This window comes from Sphingomonas rhamnosi, from assembly GCF_036663615.1.
Taxonomy (GTDB): domain Bacteria; phylum Pseudomonadota; class Alphaproteobacteria; order Sphingomonadales; family Sphingomonadaceae; genus Sphingomonas.
This window is the reverse complement of record NZ_JAXOJJ010000004.1, coordinates 217,879-233,638: the sequence shown is the minus strand read 5'-3', so window position 1 is coordinate 233,638 and position 15,760 is coordinate 217,879. Positions and strand designations below refer to the sequence as shown.

General features: G+C 66.5%; 16 protein-coding genes. 11 read left to right on the top strand and 5 right to left on the bottom strand.

What is annotated here, in order from left to right; translation table 11 throughout:
• Positions 1–10: 10 nt before the first annotated feature.
• From rpmA to lptG, 10 genes are all read left to right on the top strand, one after another.
• Positions 11–298 carry a 50S ribosomal protein L27 gene (gene rpmA, locus U1701_RS10715; protein ID WP_332782557.1) on the top strand — a complete coding sequence of 96 codons (288 nt, stop codon included), beginning with the start codon at positions 11–13 and terminating at the stop codon, positions 296–298.
• 181 nt (positions 299–479) lie between these two features.
• Entirely contained in the window at positions 480–1,025 is a 546-nt protein-coding gene (locus tag U1701_RS10710; RefSeq protein ID WP_332782556.1) for a GNAT family N-acetyltransferase, read from the top strand.
• Between the two features lie 125 nt (positions 1,026–1,150).
• Positions 1,151–2,197: a GTPase ObgE gene (obgE, locus tag U1701_RS10705; RefSeq protein ID WP_332782555.1), complete on the top strand. Its 1,047-nt coding sequence runs from the start codon at positions 1,151–1,153 to the stop codon at positions 2,195–2,197.
• A 115-nt stretch (positions 2,198–2,312) separates the two neighbouring features.
• Positions 2,313–3,416, top strand: coding sequence for a glutamate 5-kinase (proB, locus tag U1701_RS10700; RefSeq protein ID WP_332782554.1), 1,104 nt, complete (start codon positions 2,313–2,315; stop codon positions 3,414–3,416).
• Positions 3,413–4,312 carry an NAD-dependent epimerase/dehydratase family protein gene (locus U1701_RS10695; RefSeq protein WP_332782553.1) on the top strand — a complete coding sequence of 300 codons (900 nt, stop codon included), beginning with the start codon at positions 3,413–3,415 and terminating at the stop codon, positions 4,310–4,312. Before proB ends, U1701_RS10695 begins: the two co-directional genes overlap by 4 nt.
• A 58-nt stretch (positions 4,313–4,370) precedes the next feature.
• Positions 4,371–4,613, top strand: coding sequence for an acyl carrier protein (locus tag U1701_RS10690; protein ID WP_332782552.1), 243 nt, complete (start codon positions 4,371–4,373; stop codon positions 4,611–4,613).
• A gap of 125 nt (positions 4,614–4,738) precedes the next feature.
• Positions 4,739–6,001 (top strand): serine palmitoyltransferase, encoded by a 1,263-nt coding sequence (gene spt / locus U1701_RS10685; RefSeq protein WP_332782551.1) that lies wholly within the window; start codon positions 4,739–4,741, stop codon positions 5,999–6,001.
• A gap of 18 nt (positions 6,002–6,019) precedes the next feature.
• On the top strand, positions 6,020–7,981 hold the full coding sequence (locus U1701_RS10680; RefSeq protein ID WP_332782550.1) for an ATP-binding protein: 1,962 nt from the start codon (positions 6,020–6,022) through the stop codon (positions 7,979–7,981).
• A gap of 73 nt (positions 7,982–8,054) precedes the next feature.
• Entirely contained in the window at positions 8,055–9,260 is a 1,206-nt protein-coding gene (lptF, locus tag U1701_RS10675; RefSeq protein ID WP_332782549.1) for an LPS export ABC transporter permease LptF, read from the top strand.
• Entirely contained in the window at positions 9,257–10,354 is a 1,098-nt protein-coding gene (gene lptG, locus U1701_RS10670; RefSeq protein ID WP_332782548.1) for an LPS export ABC transporter permease LptG, read from the top strand. The genes lptF and lptG overlap by 4 nt, the downstream gene beginning before the upstream one ends.
• A gap of 44 nt (positions 10,355–10,398) precedes the next feature.
• On the opposite strand, the gene U1701_RS10665 is transcribed toward lptG, so the two are convergent.
• Positions 10,399–11,502: a fatty acid desaturase family protein gene (locus U1701_RS10665; RefSeq protein WP_332782547.1), complete on the bottom strand. Its 1,104-nt coding sequence runs from the start codon at positions 11,500–11,502 to the stop codon at positions 10,399–10,401.
• Between the two features lie 130 nt (positions 11,503–11,632).
• On the opposite strand from U1701_RS10665, the gene U1701_RS10660 reads away from it, so the two are divergent.
• The gene (locus U1701_RS10660) at positions 11,633–12,784 is read left to right on the top strand and encodes an N-acetyltransferase (RefSeq protein WP_332782546.1); all 1,152 of its coding nucleotides are present in this window, start codon (positions 11,633–11,635) and stop codon (positions 12,782–12,784) included.
• Positions 12,785–12,817: 33 nt separating this feature from the next.
• On the opposite strand, the gene U1701_RS10655 is transcribed toward U1701_RS10660, so the two are convergent.
• The 4 genes from U1701_RS10655 to U1701_RS10640 form a co-directional block, all read right to left on the bottom strand.
• Positions 12,818–13,621: a transporter gene (locus U1701_RS10655; protein WP_332782545.1), complete on the bottom strand. Its 804-nt coding sequence runs from the start codon at positions 13,619–13,621 to the stop codon at positions 12,818–12,820.
• Positions 13,622–13,630: 9 nt separating this feature from the next.
• The gene (xth, locus tag U1701_RS10650; RefSeq protein WP_332782544.1) at positions 13,631–14,395 is read right to left on the bottom strand and encodes an exodeoxyribonuclease III; all 765 of its coding nucleotides are present in this window, start codon (positions 14,393–14,395) and stop codon (positions 13,631–13,633) included.
• Positions 14,396–14,417: 22 nt separating this feature from the next.
• Positions 14,418–14,756 carry an iron-sulfur cluster insertion protein ErpA gene (erpA, locus tag U1701_RS10645; RefSeq protein WP_332782543.1) on the bottom strand — a complete coding sequence of 113 codons (339 nt, stop codon included), beginning with the start codon at positions 14,754–14,756 and terminating at the stop codon, positions 14,418–14,420.
• A 68-nt stretch (positions 14,757–14,824) separates the two neighbouring features.
• The gene (locus tag U1701_RS10640; protein WP_332782542.1) at positions 14,825–15,544 is read right to left on the bottom strand and encodes a M23 family metallopeptidase; all 720 of its coding nucleotides are present in this window, start codon (positions 15,542–15,544) and stop codon (positions 14,825–14,827) included.
• Between the last annotated feature and the right edge of the window lie 216 nt (positions 15,545–15,760).

Below are 15,760 nucleotides of genomic sequence, written 5' to 3'. Positions count from 1 at the left end.
GTAGCTTCAGATGGCACATAAGAAAGCAGGCGGCTCTTCGCGCAACGGTCGCGATTCGGCCGGTCGTCGCCTCGGCGTCAAGAAGTTCGGCGGGCAGGAATGCGTTGCCGGCAACATCCTCGTGCGCCAGCGCGGGACCAAATTCTATCCGGGCACCAATGTCGGCATCGGCACGGACCACACGCTGTTCGCGCTGGTCGACGGCCGCGTGCTGTTCAGCAAGGGCAAGCTCGGTCGTAAATTCTGTTCGGTCGAGATGCCGGCGAACGACGCCGACGTTGCGATTGCAGCCGAATAACATCGGGTAACCAGCCGGGTTGCCCACCAGGGTGATCCGGGGTCTGCGAGAGCGGACCAGCCAAACAAGGGAGCCGGGTCACCTCGGCTCCCTTTTTTATTGCTCCCTCCCCTTGGTCTGTCGCCGTCCCGTCATCCCGACGTGGCAAGGGCGCAGCCGACGACGCGAGAGGAAGAGAGCAATGTTCGCGCGCACCAAGAGACTGACGCTCAGGCCCGGCTGGCCCGAGGACGCGCCCGCGCTCGCGCAGGCGATCGCGCATGAGCGCGTCGCAACGATGCTGGCCCGGGTGCCATGGCCCTATGACGTTGCCGATGCGGAGGCATTTCTGTCGCTGCCCCGCGGCCCGCATCAGCCACGCTTCCTGATCGAGGCGATGGACGGCGATACGCCGCGACTCGTCGGCGGTATCGAACTGATGCGCGACGGCGATTCCCATGAGCTCGGCTATTGGCTGACCCCCGATGCCTGGGGCCGCGGCTATGCGACCGAGGCCGGACGCGCGATGCTGCATATCGCGCGCCACGCGCTGGGCCTGCGCAAGCTCGTCGCGCGCCACGCGCTCGACAATCCGGCGTCGGCCAAGGTGCTGCGCAAGCTCGGCTTTCGCGAAGTCGGGCGGGGGGCGTTGCACAGCGTCGGGCGCGGCGGCGACATCCCGTGCGCAGTGCTGGAATGCGCGCTGGACCGGGATGACGACCGACCGCCGATGCAAATCGCGGCGTGACGTATTCCTGGACCTGCTTCCCGTCATCCTGACAAAATCGGGGTGACGGGATAGGACTGTAGGGCGAGGCGGAGCGCCTCCACCGCAAGGCTGGCGAAATTCGCGCATTTCGCTATGGGACGGCGATGCATTTTCTAGACCAGGCCAAGATCTACGTACGTTCGGGCGAGGGCGGCCCCGGCGCCGTCAGTTTCCGGCGCGAGAAGTTCATCGAATATGGCGGCCCCGACGGCGGTAATGGCGGCAAGGGCGGCGACATCATCTTCGAAGCCATCGCCGGCCTCAACACGCTGATCGACTTTCGCTACACCCAGCATTTCCGCGCGCAGCGTGGCCATGGCGGATCGGGATCGAACCGCACCGGCGGCGGGGGCGACGACCTGATCATCCGCGTTCCGGTCGGCACGCAGGTGCTGTCCGAGGACAAGGAGCAGGTGCTGCTCGACTTCACCAAGGCGGGGCAGCGCGAGGTATTCTTCCGCGGCGGCGACGGCGGGCGCGGTAACGCCAGCTACAAGACGTCCACGAACCGCACCCCGCGCCAGCACGGCACGGGCTGGCCGTTCGAGGAAGCGTGGGTGTGGCTGCGGTTGAAGCTGCTCGCCGATGCGGGTCTGGTCGGACTGCCCAATGCGGGCAAGTCGACCTTCATCAACCAAGTGTCGAACGCGCAGGCCAAGGTCGGCGAATATGCCTTCACCACCACGCGCCCGCAGCTGGGCGTGGTGCGGCACAAGCAGCGTGAGTTCGTGATCGCCGATATTCCCGGCCTGATCGCGGGCGCCGCCGAGGGCGCGGGGATCGGCGACCGGTTCCTCGGGCATATCGAACGGTGCCGGGTGCTGCTGCATCTGGTCGATGCGAACGACAAGGATGTCGCCGAATCCTACCGCGTGGTGCGCGACGAGCTCGAGAATTACGGCGCGGGGCTGACCGACAAGAAGGTCGTCGTCGCGCTCAACAAGATCGACATGCTCGATGCCGAGCTGATCGCGGCGCTGTCGGCGGAACTGGCCGAGGCCAGCGGCGCCCCGGTGATGGCGTTGTCCGGCGCGAGCGGCGCGGGCGTCGATGCGGTGCTCGACACGCTGATCGAGGCGATCGGGCCAGCCGCGGACGCGTCGCCCGACACCGATGCGGGCGAAGAAGAAATCCAGTGGTCGCCGGTGTAGCGCCGTCGTCACCCCGGACTTGGTCCGGGGTCCACCGTGCCGCCTATCCCGAGGCTTCGGCTCCTCCCGCGCGGTGGATGCCGGAACAGGTCCGGCATGACGGAACGTTTCGGCGGTGATCTTCCCCCCCGCCAGCTGTGCGCGGCTGATCGTCAAGGTCGGGTCGGCGTTGCTCGTCGATCCCGATGGCGGCGTGCGGCGCGACTGGCTTGCGAGCCTGGTCGCCGATATCGGTGCGCGGGCGCAGGCGGGGCAGCAGGTCGCGGTCGTGTCGTCGGGCGCGATCGCGCTCGGGGCGCGGCGGCTGGGTCTGGCGAAGGGCGGGCGGGCGAGCCTGGAGGATGCGCAGGCGGCCGCCGCGACCGGACAGATCGCACTGTCGCAGACCTGGGCGGAGCTGCTCGGCGCGCAGGGGCTCAACGCGGCACAGATGCTGGTCACGCTCGATGACCTCGAGGATCGTCGGCGTTATCTGAACGCGGCTGCAACGCTCAACCGGCTGCTGGCGTTGCGGGTGGTGCCGGTGATCAACGAGAATGACAGCGTCGCGACCGAGGAAATCCGGTTCGGCGACAATGACCGGCTCGCGGCGCGCGTGGCGCAGGCGGCCGGCGCACAGGGGGTATTGCTGTTGTCCGACGTAGACGGGCTGTACGACGCCAACCCGACGAGCAACCCCGACGCACGTCACATTCCGCACGTCGCGCGAATCGATACGGGCATTGCGGAGATGGCTGATGGCGGATCGGGCTCCGGCATGGGATCGGGCGGGATGGCGTCGAAGATCGCTGCGGCGCGGATCGCGACGGGTGCGGGCATTCCGCTGGCGATCGCGTCGGGGCGGATCGCGAATCCGTTGTCGACTCCTGCCCGCCACACGCTGTTCGCCGCCGAACGGACGGCGACGGCGCGGAAAGCGTGGCTTGCCGGCGGATTGACCGCCAAGGGCGCGATCCATGTCGATGCCGGCGCAGCGCAGGCGCTGGCCAAGGGCGGCAGCCTGCTCGCTGCGGGTGCGACGCAGATTGCGGGGGGATTCGTGCGGGGTGATCTGGTCACGATCGAAGGCCCTGCGGGGACGATCGCGCGCGGCCTTGCCGAATATGACGCTGCGGATGTCGGCCGGCTGCTCGGCCGGCGCAGCGAGGAGCATGCCGACCTGCTGGGTTATGCGCCCCGCTCGGCTTTGGTGCACCGCAACCATCTGGCGCTGCTGTGATCCTGGCCATCACCGGCGGCACCGGGTTCGTCGGCAGCCACCTGATCGATCACGCGCTGGAGAGCGGTCACACCATCCGCGCGCTGGCGCGCAAGCCGCAGGCGCCGCGAACCGGTGTGACCTGGATCGAGGGTGCACTCGATCGGCCGATCAGTCTCGGCAAGCTGGTTGCAGGCGCCGACGCGGTGATCCATGTCGCAGGCGTGGTCAGCGCGGACCGACGCGGCTTCGTCGAAGGCAATGTCGCGGGGACCGAGGGCATCGTCGCCGCCACCAAGGCGGCCGGCATCCGGCGGTTCGTCGCGGTCTCTTCGCTTGCGGCCCGCGAACCCGAGCTGTCGGACTATGGCTGGTCGAAGGCGCAGGCCGACGAGCGCACGAGGCTGTCCGGGCTGGACTGGACGATCGTCCGGCCGCCGGCGATCTTCGGGCCGCGCGACACCGAAATCCTCGAACTGTTCCGGATGGCAAAGCACAGGTTCGTGCCCTTGCCCCCCGCCGGTGGCCGCATGTCGGCGCTCTATGTCGAGGACCTGACCGCGCTGCTGCTGCTGCTGGCGGAAGACGCCACGATGATCGGCCGCATCATCGAGCCCGACGATGGCATGGCCACGGGATGGGACCACCGCGATTTCATCCGGGCGATCGGGATGGCGATGGGCGTTCCGGTGACGCCGCTCCCGCTGCCGCCCGCGGTGCTGAAGGCGGTGTCGTTCGTCGACCGTGCGGTACGGCGACGCAAGGCGCGGCTGACGGCGGACCGGGTCCGCTATTTCTGCCATCCCGATTGGGTCTCGCACAGCAGGCCGCCCACGTCGCTGTGGCAGGCCGCGGTGCCGACCCCGGATGCACTCGCGATCACGGCCGCATGGTATCGCGCGGCGGGGCTGCTATAGCGCCGAAAAGCCGCCGCATTTGCCTGTCAGGACATGCGCGACACCCGGAAGGACCATGATGAGCGACCGCCAGCAGATCTACGACATCGTCGCCGCGCAGATCGAACCGTTCAACAAGAAGGGCGTGGCGCTGAGCGATGCCACGACCTTCCAGGGCGATCTGGAATGGGACAGCCTGACCGTGATGGATTTCGTCGCCGCGATCGAGGACGAATTCGACATCATCATCACGATGAACATGCAGGCGGAGATCGAAACCGTCGGGCAGTTGGTCGACGCGGTTGCGAAGCTGAAGGCGTAACAATTTCCCTTCGTGCCGAGTAGAGACCGAGCGAAGTCGAGGGCTCGTATCGAGGTAGATGTCCTTCGATACACCATCTCGACATGCTCGATGGCTACTCGGAACGAACGGCAGAGGATGAGACCATGACCGAAGCCGCCGCCACCGCACACGCCCTTCCCCTCGATCCGCCGACGGTCGCGCCCGAACGCGACCTGATGTCGAAATTCGACGGCCTGATCGCCGAGCGCGAGGCGCTGGTGAATTCCGGTGTGCGCAACCCGTTCACGATCGTGATGGACGAGGTGAAGTCGCCGACCCAGGCGGTAATACGCGGCAAGGAGACGATCCTGCTCGGTACCTATAATTACATGGGCATGACGTTCGATCCGGACGTGATCCAGGCCGGCAAGCAGGCGCTCGACGCGTTCGGGTCGGGCACCAACGGCAGCCGGATGCTCAACGGCACGTTCCACGACCATATCGATGTCGAGCAGGCGTTGCGCGACTTCTACGACATGACCGGGGCGATCGTGTTCTCGACCGGGTACATGGCCAATCTCGGCATCATCTCGACGCTCGCCGGCAAGGGCGAATACGTCATCCTCGACGCCGATAGCCACGCGTCGATCTATGACGGCTGCAAGCAGGGCAATGCCGAGATCGTCCGGTTCCGCCACAACGACGTCAACGACCTCGACAAGCGCCTCGGCCGCCTGCCCGCTGAGGCCGGCAAGCTGGTGGTGCTGGAGGGCGTCTATTCGATGCTCGGCGACATCGCGCCGCTGAAGGAGATGGTCGCGGTCGCCAAGAAGCATTGCTGCATGGTGCTGGTCGACGAAGCCCATTCGATGGGCTTTTTCGGCCCCAACGGCCGCGGCGTGTACGAGGAGATGGGCCTCACCGACGATGTCGATTTCGTCGTCGGCACGTTTTCGAAGTCGGTCGGCACGGTCGGCGGGTTCGTGGTGTCGAACCATCCGAAATTCGAGATGGTCCGCTTCGCCTGCCGTCCGTACATCTTCACCGCGTCGCTGCCGCCGTCGGTGGTTGCGACCGCCGCGACCTCGATCCGCAAGCTGATGACCGCGCACGACAAGCGCGCGCAGCTCTGGAAGAACGCGCGCGCGATGCACGCGGGGTTGAAGGCGATGGGCTATGCGCTCGGCACCGACGCCCCCGATTCGGCGATCATCGCGGTGATCCTGCGCGACCAGGAGCAGGCGATCGCGATCTGGCAGGTGCTGTTGGAGGGCGGCCTGTACGTCAACATGGCGCGCCCGCCCGCGACGCCCGCCGGCACCTATCTGCTACGCTGCTCGCTGTGCGCCGAACATACCGACGAACAGGTCGCGACGATCCTTGCCATGTTCCAGGCGGCGGGGCGCGCGGTCGGCGTGATCGGCTGACTTTCGCGCTATCGTGCGATGCGATACGATCCCGGCGTGACGCAAGACGAGGCCGACACCGCTGCGCCTGGGGGGGGAGCAACCTGGCGAATCATCACGCTCGTCGTGATGGGGCTATTGGGCGCGGCGGTGCTCGTCGCGCTGATCGTCACGCTGGGCAGCGCCAACCGCCAACGTGACCGCGCCTTGACGCTGCAGGCGCACAGCTACGACGTGATGATCCTCGCGCGCACGCTCTCGGGAACCGTCGCGCGCTCGGAGGCGTCGCTCGGTCGCTACGTCATCAGCGGGGACAAGCAACTGGGCCGGCTGTATTTCGACGAGTGGGTGCTGGCCGGCACGCAGATCGACCGGCTGGGGAAGCTGACCTTCGACAATCGCGAGCAACGCGGAGAAATCCGCGCGTTGCACGCCGTCTATGAAGCGCGCGGGCGCGAATTGTCGCTGACCGCGCTCAGCACCAATTACGGCAAGAACCAGCAGGCCTATGCGCGCTTTTATCACGCCGGCACCGCGCCGACGCTCGCGCAGATCAACACCACGCTGGACCGGCTGATCGCGCGCGAACGGACGATCCTCGATTCGCGGACTGCCGCGGCGCTGTCGTCGGTCGAGCGATCGAGCCGCGTCGCGCGGATTCTGGTCGTGTTCGGCGTGCTGATCGTGCTGGGCGCGATCCTGCTCGGCTGGTTCACAATCCGCGCAGTCGGCGAGCGCGCCACCGCGCAGGCCGATGCCGAACTGGAACGCGAACGCGCGACAGAGTTGAGCGCGGCGGTCGAACGCGCGACCACCGAGCTGCGAGTCCAGGAAACCAAGATCCGCCAGATCCAGAAGATGGAGGCGGTCGGCCAGTTGACCGGCGGTATCGCGCATGATTTCAACAATATGCTCGCGGTTGTGCTCGGCGGGCTCGAACTCGCGCGACGCTGCGTCGCGACCGATCCCAAGACCGCACAACGCCATATCGACAGCGCGAGCGAGGGCGCCAATCGCGCCGCCGCGCTGACCCGCCGCCTGCTCGCGTTCAGCCGCGAGGATTCGCTGAAGTCGGAAACCATCGCGATCGGCGCGCTGGTGGCGGGCATGTCGGACCTGCTGGACCGCACGCTTGGCGATTCGATCATGATCGTGTCGCGTGACGAGTCCGCGGCGGGCTGCGTGCGCGGCGACCGCGTGCAACTTGAAAATGCGGTGCTCAACCTCGCGGTCAACGCGCGCGACGCGATGAACGGGCGTGGCATCCTGACGATCGCGACGGGCGCCGTGGCTCTGTCGGCGCACGAGATCGGCGAATGTGCCGCGGGCGACTATGTCACGCTCGCGGTCGGCGACACCGGCGCCGGGATGACGCCCGAGATCGCCGAGCGCGTGTTCGAGCCCTTCTTCACGACCAAGGAGGCCGGCAAGGGCACCGGCCTGGGGCTTAGCCAGATCTTCGGCCTGGTCCGCCAGTTGCACGGCGAGATCGCGATCGACTCCACGCCCGGCATCGGCACGACGGTCACTTTGTATCTGCCGCGCGATGCCACCGTCGCACCCGCGCCCGCGATCGTCGAGACTCCGGAGGTCGCCAGCGCGCTCCCGGGGGCGCTGACGATCCTGGTGGTCGAGGACGACCCGCGCGTGCTGACCGCCACGACCGGTGCGCTGGAGGAATTGGGGCATGTCGCGATTCCCTGCGACGATCCGCTCGCGGCACCGGCGATCCTTGCCGCGCATCCGGGTATCGATCTGATCATCTCCGACGTGCTGATGCCGCGCCAGACCGGGCCGGAAATGATCGCCGCGCTGGCGCCGCTATACCCGCAGATCGCGGTGCTGTTCGTGACCGGCTATGCGGGCGAGGCCAATGCGCGGGAATTCGGCGGGCGCGAGGTGCTACGCAAGCCCTTCACCCTGAACGGTCTCGAACGCGCGGTGGCGACCGCGATGACCACCGAGCGACCGTCCTCGGAACGCCAGATCGCGGCCGAATGAGCGACGTTATAGCGCGTGACGCCCTGCCCCGCCCCGCCTATACCGCCCCGATCCTGCCTCCTGAGCCTTCTCCATGAAATCCATCGACCGTTACATGGCCCGGCTGATCGCGGTGCCGCTGTTCGCGACCCTGCTGATCGCCGTCATGCTGTTCGTGCTCGACCGGATGCTCGGGCTGTTCAACTTCGTCGCGACTCAGGGCGGCCCGATCAGCGTGGTGTGGCGGATGCTCGCCAACCTGCTGCCCGAATATTTGGGGCTCGGGATCCCGATCGGGTTGCTCCTCGGCATCTTGCTCGCGTTCCGACGGCTCGCGACCTCGTCCGAGCTCGACGTGCTGCGGGGTGTCGGCATGAGCTACACCCGGCTGCTGCGCGTGCCGTACATGTACACGATCGCGCTGGCGCTGACGAACCTGGCGATCGTCGGCTACGTACAGCCGATCGCGCGGTATTATTACGAGGGCCTGCGGTTCGAGCTACGCACCGGCGCACTCGGCGCGTCGATCAAGGTCGGCGAGTTCACGCATTTGGGCGACCGGATGACGTTGCGGATCGAGCAGAGCAAGGACAAGGGTCGTGAGCTGTCGGGCATCTTCGTCCACGCGCAATCGGCGAAGGGCGACTGGATCGGCGTCACCGCGGCCAAGGGCAAGTTCCTGGCGACCGACGATCCCAACGTCATCATCTTCCGCTTGGCGAACGGCACGCTGATCCACAACCGGCCCGAGTTCAAGGCGCCGCGCGTGTTGACGTTCGACAGCCACGATCTGCCCATCAACCTGCCCAAGTTCGGCAGTTTCCGCGGACGCGGCGGTCGCAACCTTGAATATACCCTGCCCGAACTCGCCCGCCAGGGGAGCAGCGCGGCCAGCGTCGAAGCGCGCGACAGCAGCCGATCCGAATTCCATTTCCGCCTGGCGGAGGTCGCGACGATGTTCCTGCTGCCGCTTCTGGCGCTGTCGCTGGGCGTGCCACCCAAGCGATCCTCGTCGGCGTTCGGCGTGTTCCTGGCGATCGTTATGATCGTCACCTATCACAAGGTGAACCAGTACGCGGCCGACATCGGCGAGCTCGGCCGGATCGACCCCATCATCGCGCTATGGGTGCCGTTCACGGTGTTCGCCGGACTGATCCTGTGGATGTACCACACTATCGCCTATGTCCCCGGCGGGCAGCCGATCGGCGCGCTCGAACGCGTCTTCTCCAAGGCCGCGAAGGCCGTCACCAGCCGTCTGCCCGGGCGCCGTCGGACTATGGGCCGCGGAGCCTCGGCATGAACACCATCAGCTTCTTCCCGTCGCGCACCGTGGCGATCTACATGGCGCGCCTGTTCCTGGTCCGCACCTTCGCGGTGCTGGCCGCGCTGGTGCTGGTGCTGCAGGCCCTCGATCTGCTGAGCGAATCGGGGCGCATCCTGGCGTTTCCCGGAAACGGCGATGCGCAGGTGTGGCATTATGTCAGTCTGCGCGTGCCGCAGATCATCGCTCGGTTCCTGCCCTTTTCGGTGCTGCTCGGCACGATCCTGACGTTGATCACGATGAACCAGAACAGCGAGATCGTTGCTCTAAAGGGGTCGGGATTGTCCGCGCACCAGGTGCTGGCGCCGCTGCTCGTCGCGAGCATGGGGGTCGCGGTGATTAGCTTCGTGTTCAGCGACCGCGTCGTGGCGCGCGCGACCGCGACTCTCGATCAATGGCAAAAGGTCGATTACGGGCGCCTGCCGATCGATCGTGGCGATCGTAGCAACGTCTGGGTCCGCGACGGCGACGATTTGATCGAGGTCGCACAAATTCGCGGGCGCGGCGACGCGGCACGGCTAGGCGGTGTCACGCTGTACGACCGGACCGGCGGCAACCTCGTCGCGGTGATCCGCGCCGATCATGGGCGCCGGGTACCTGGCGGCTGGTCGATCTGGCCTGCCAATCGCTTTGATGTTGCCAAGGGCACCGTGACCCAGCTCGGCACGACGGTGGTCGCGAAGGATGTTCGGCCCGACCAATTCACGCTGTCGACCGTCAACGCGGATGGGCTATCGTTCGGCGCGCTAAAGGCGGCGATCGCCGACCTCTCGGACGCGGGCCGGCCGACCAAGGCATTGGAGGGATCGCTGTGGCATAAGCTGTCCGGGCCGCTGTCCGCCGTGCTGATGCCGTTGCTCGGTGCGGTGGCGGCGTTTGGGATCGCGCGATCGGGCAAGCTGTTCATCCGCGCGGTGATCGGAATGGCGCTTGGGTTCGCCTATTTCGTCGCCGACAATTTCGCGCTCGCGATGGGAAATCTGGGGGCGTACCCGCCGTTTCTCGCGGCCTGGGCGCCGTTCCTGTTGTTCTTCCTGATCGGCGAGGCCGTGCTGATCCGAAGCGAGGAATAGACGCCTCCCGTCATCCTGACGTGGTCAGGATGACGGGAGGATGATCAGCGCGCCACCATCGTGCTGCGCGCGATCTTGCTGACCAGGCCCGGCAGACCCGGATAGCTCGCCTTGTGATACGGCGACATTGCGTCGAGCTTGTCCGACAGGCGCCGATGCGCCTCGCCCAATGCGTGATACGGCACGCCCGGCAGCAGGTGATGCAGCGCGTGATAGCGGAGACCGACGGGTGCCCACAGCACCGGCAACAGTGCCGGCGGCGGCACGTTGACGCTGTCGAGGTACTGCGCGGTCACGCTCATCACCTCGCCTTCGTTCTCCCACAGATGCGCTACCAGCGTTCGGACCTGGTTGAGCACCGCGACACCCGAACCGATGATCATCGCGATCGCGAACCCGCGTACCGGGATAATGCCAGTCGCGACCATCGTCAGCAGTGCAACCGCCCAGATCGCGGTGGCGGTCTCGACCTTCAGCCACTGCGCGCGAAACTCCCCCTCGGGCAGGCGGCGGCGGAACGACGGGTTGATCGATAGCGCCGAATAGCGCTCGATGACGACCTTGCGGAATCCCGGAATGATCACGGACAGCGGCGCTAGCACGCCGTAGCGGATCAACAGGCCGACCGGCGCCAGCGCCGATACAAGGATGAACAGCGGCAGCGTGTAGGGCTTCATCAGCGCCAGCGGCAGATATTCGGGATCTTCCGACGTGCCGTAGCGCGTCTTGGCATGATGCAGGTTGTGCACGCCTTCGTACATGAACGACGGTACCATCATCGGCACGCCAACCAGCGCGTTCCAGCCGGTCCGGAAACCCGGAAGCGCGGCGTGCTTGATGTGCGTGATCTCGTGGATGAAGCTCAGGGCGCGGTACAATGCCAGCACCGAAACGATGCCGGCGGCAACCATCCACCCGGTCGACGTGGTGGTCACCGCCACCGCGAGCGCGCCATAGCCGATGCCGACCGAGGCAATCAGGTCACCCCAATAGATCGCGCGGCTCGGCGTGATCAGGTCGCGGGTCGCCTCCGCCGCGGTACGCAGCATCGCCTTGTCGTCGGCGACGCGGTGCGACTTGGCGGGGATCGGCGACGCCGTGGCGGGGCCGCGCGAAAGGGCGATCGAAGTGTCCATAAGGCTATCCATTACCGCTAGATAATGGCGACACAGTGACTTTACAGCCCGCACCCGGTTCGGAAACGCTGTGTTGCCCGCCAGCTTGACATGCACCCTTGGCCAAGGGAACTGAAGCGCCGAACTACAGGGACGTCGTCACGTGGCCAATACCATCATCCGTCCGATCGAATCGAAGCGCGATCGCAAGGCGTTCATCGACCTGCCCTTCCGCCTTTATGCCGATGATCCGAACTGGATTCCGCCGCTGAAGAACGAGGCGCTGGGGCTGATCACGCCCGAGAAGAACGGCTGGTTCAGCCACGCCAAGGCACAACTGTTCCTGGCCGAGCGCGACGGGCGCGTCGTCGGGCGGATTTCCGCGCATATCGACACGCTGGCGCTGACGATGCCGCCCGAGCAAGGCTTTGGCCCCGGCGTCGGGCAATGGGGACTGTTCGACGCGGAGGATGCCGAAACCGGCGCACGGCTGATCGCGACCGCCGAGGACTGGCTGCGCGGCCAGGGCATGACCCGCGCGCTGGGCCCGATCAGCATGTCGATCTGGGAGGAGCCGGGGCTGCTGGTCGAAGGCTATGACCACCCGCCGACGATCATGATGGGGCACGCCAAGCCCGACTATCGCGGCTGGATCGAGGGTTCGGGCTATGTGTGCGTCAAACGGCTGCTGACCTATGAGGTCGACGTCACGAAGATGTTCCCGCCGATCGTTCAGCGGATCATCAAATCGGGCGAGAAGAACCCGCGGATCGTCATCCGCGAAGTCGACAAGACCAAGTTCGACCAGGAAGCGGCGATCATCCTCAACATCCTCAACGACGCGTGGTCGGACAATTGGGGGTTCGTGCCGCTCACCGAACCCGAGATCAAGGATGTCGGCGTCAAGCTGAAGCCGATCGTGTTCAACGACCTGATCCGCATCGCCGAGGTCGACGGCAAGCCCGCCGCGTTCATGATCACGCTGCCCGACCTGAACGAGGCGATCGCGCCGCTGAAGGGCAATCTGTTGCCATTCGGCTGGGCCAAGCTGTTGTGGTGGCTGCGCAAGCCCAGGGTGCGCACCGTGCGCGTACCGCTGATGGGCGTGGTCAAGGACATGCAGTCGTCGCGGATGGCGAGCCAGCTCGCCTTCATGATGATCGAATATATCCGCCGCGCCTCGGCGGCGAACTATGGCGCGACCCGCGCGGAAATCGGCTGGATCCTCGACGATAACCAGGGGATGCGATCGATCGCCGAGACGATCGAGAGCCGCATGAACAAGGTGTATCAGGTGTACGGGAAGGCCCTGTAGCCTGTTCCCTCGCGAAAGCGGGGGAACAGAAGATCAGAACAGGATGGCCCCGCCCGTCACCAGCCGGAAATCGGGGGCGTCGTGGTTGAGCCCCACCGTGCCGAGCAGATCGAGCTGCAGCCCGGTCCGCGGCTGCCATGCCACCGAGGTGGCGGCGACCGTCTCGGTATGCGCGTCGATCGGATCGTCGTCGCGCGCGACCGAGAGCTCGCCGACTACGGTCCATTGCTTGCTGAGCTGAAAGCCGAGCCCGACGATCCCGCTATAGGCGAAATGCCGGCCGTCGCCGTCTTCGTCGGGCGCCGCTTCGGCCTGGCCGGTGAAGGCGAGGTTCCATTTGTCGGTAAGGTCGTAGGTCACCGGGACCATCACCCCCGCCCCCCAGTCGCCGTCGCCGATCGGCTCACGGCCGACGGGCAGAGTCACGAACGGCTCGACGCCGTAGGACAGACCCTTGCCGTCGGGGTTGGCGAGGTTCTGGCGCAGCGCCAGCCGGATGTCGCCGACGCCGTTGACGGTATCGATCGCGCCGGATGCCTTGTCGCGGGTGCGGACATGGCCGAACCCGGTCCAGCCGACCTGCGCCTCGGTGCTGGCGCCCAGGCCGAACCGCACCAGCAGATCGCCCGCGAGCACGGTATCCTCGCGCGATTCGGCGGTGTCGTCGCGTTGCCAGTCGACCGCGGATAGCTCGACCTGCACCTTACCCGGCTCGGTGGTGCACGCCGACGATCCCAGACTCGGGCGGTTAGGGCAGAAGCGCGGTTCGTCGGCTTGCGCCAGCGCGGGGGTCGCGGCAAGCATCGCCAGTCCCAGCAGCCCCAATCGTCCAATCATATCCGGCCCTTACCGTAATCGTACCCAGGTCGGAGCATGGTCGCTCGCCTTTTCGCGGCCGCGATAGGCCTTGTCGACGCCGGCGTCGATCATCCGATCGGCGGCCTGGGGACTGAGCAGCAGATGATCGATCCGGAACCCGGCGTCGCGCTGCCATGCGCCCGCCTGATAGTCCCAGAACGTCCACACCCCGCCCTTAGGATATTGCGTGCGCAGCGAATCGGTCCAGCCCTGCGCCACCAGCGCGCGATAGTGTTCGCGCGATTCGGGCTGCATAAGGGCGTCGCTCTGCATCGCGCGGACCGAATAGGTGTCGTCGTCGTTCGCGATGACATTGAAGTCGCCGGCCAGCACCACCGGCTTTTCCTCCGCGAGCAGGGTGCGAGCGCGCGCCGCGAGGCGATCCATCCAGCGTAGCTTGTACTCGAATTTGGGGCCCGGCTGCGGATTGCCGTTGGGCAGGTACAACGCTCCGACGATAACGCCGTCGACCTCGGCCTCGAGATAGCGGCTATGGTCGTCCTCGGGTTCGCCGTCCAGACCGCGCTGGCGCTCGACGGGCATGCTGCCGCGCGCGAGGATCGCCACGCCGTTCCAGCTCTTCTGGCCGTGCCAGATCGCGCCGTAGCCGAGCCCTTCGATCTCAGCGACCGGAAACGCCTCGGCCTTCAGTTCCTGCAGGCAGACGATGTCGGGCTGCTGTTCGGTCAGATACTCGACCAGCCGCGGCAGCCGTGCCTTGATGCCATTGACGTTGTAGGTGACGATTTTCATGCGCCCGGCTTAGCGCGCCGGATCAGATCGCGAAACTGGAACCGCACCCACAGCCCGATGCAGCGTTCGGGTTCTCGACCTTGAACGCGGCGCCGCCGAGCGATTCGACATAGTCGACCGCGCAACCGCGGACCAGATCGATGCTGACGCTGTCGACGACGAGCCGGACGCCGTCGGTCTCGGCGATCACGTCGTCGCTCTCGGCGGCGTCGGCAAACCCGAACTTATACTGGAAGCCGGAGCAGCCACCGCCATCGACGGAAAGCCGCAGGATCGCGGGCTTGCCCTGCTTGCTGGCGATCGCCGCAACGCGCGCCGCGGCAGAGGGGGTGAGGATGATCTCGGGTGCCAGCATTGCCATGGGGTCAAGATAGGCGGTCGCCGGGGTGCGGGCAACCTCTCCTGCCCGGCAACGCCGGGGTGGTCGGCTCAGTCCTGCGCGGCAGGGCCCGTGGTCGAGATCGGGATCGCACGGACCGAACGGTCCTGCGCGGCGAGCAGATAGTCGGCGGTGGTCAGGAACGGCACCGGGTTGACCGCGTGACCGTCGATCCGGACCTCGTAATGCAAATGCGGGCCGGTCGAACGCCCGGTCGAACCCATCAACGCGATCAACTGGCCACGCGTCACGCGGGCGTTGTCGGCGACGAGGATCTTCGACAGATGGCCGTAGCGCGTCGCGATGCCCTTGCCGTGGTTCAGCTCGACCATGTTGCCGTAGCCGCCCTGGCGACCCGAATGCGAGACGATCCCGTCTGCGGTAGCGTAGATCGGCGTCCCGACCGGGCCGGGGATGTCGACGCCGGCATGCATCGCCGCGGTGCCGCGGAACGGATCCGAGCGGATGCCGAAATTGCTCGTGAAGGACAGGCTGTGAACCGGGTGGACCGAGGGGATCGCAATCACGCCCTGCTGCGCCGGCGCGTCGAACTTCTTCCAGGTCTGGAACAAGGTGCGGAACTGGGCATCGGCGCGCAGATCGGCGGTGGCTTCCTCGCTGCTGGCTTCGATCATCGTGCCGCCTACCGCGCGGGTCGCGGGCGCATCGGCCTCGGCGTGGGCGGCGGTGCCGGAAATGCCGATGGTCAGGGCCCCGACCATGGCGACGAGCGCCCGGCTCTCGCGTGCGCCGACCAGGCGCTTGATCATCGTTGCGACGGCTGAAGCGGAAATAATGACCATTGGTCCCCGACACTAAACAGCTGCGTTTCCGACAAGAAACGCCGCGCCAACATGATGTTCTGAAGAGCAGCCCCTCCGCGCATCAGACACTTGCCGTTAGGGCCGAAGCCGCCGCACGCCGCAAGCGCCGCGCGTCAGGCTGCCAGCATGATGCGGCGAGTTGCAGATTTATTGTCGAAGCGA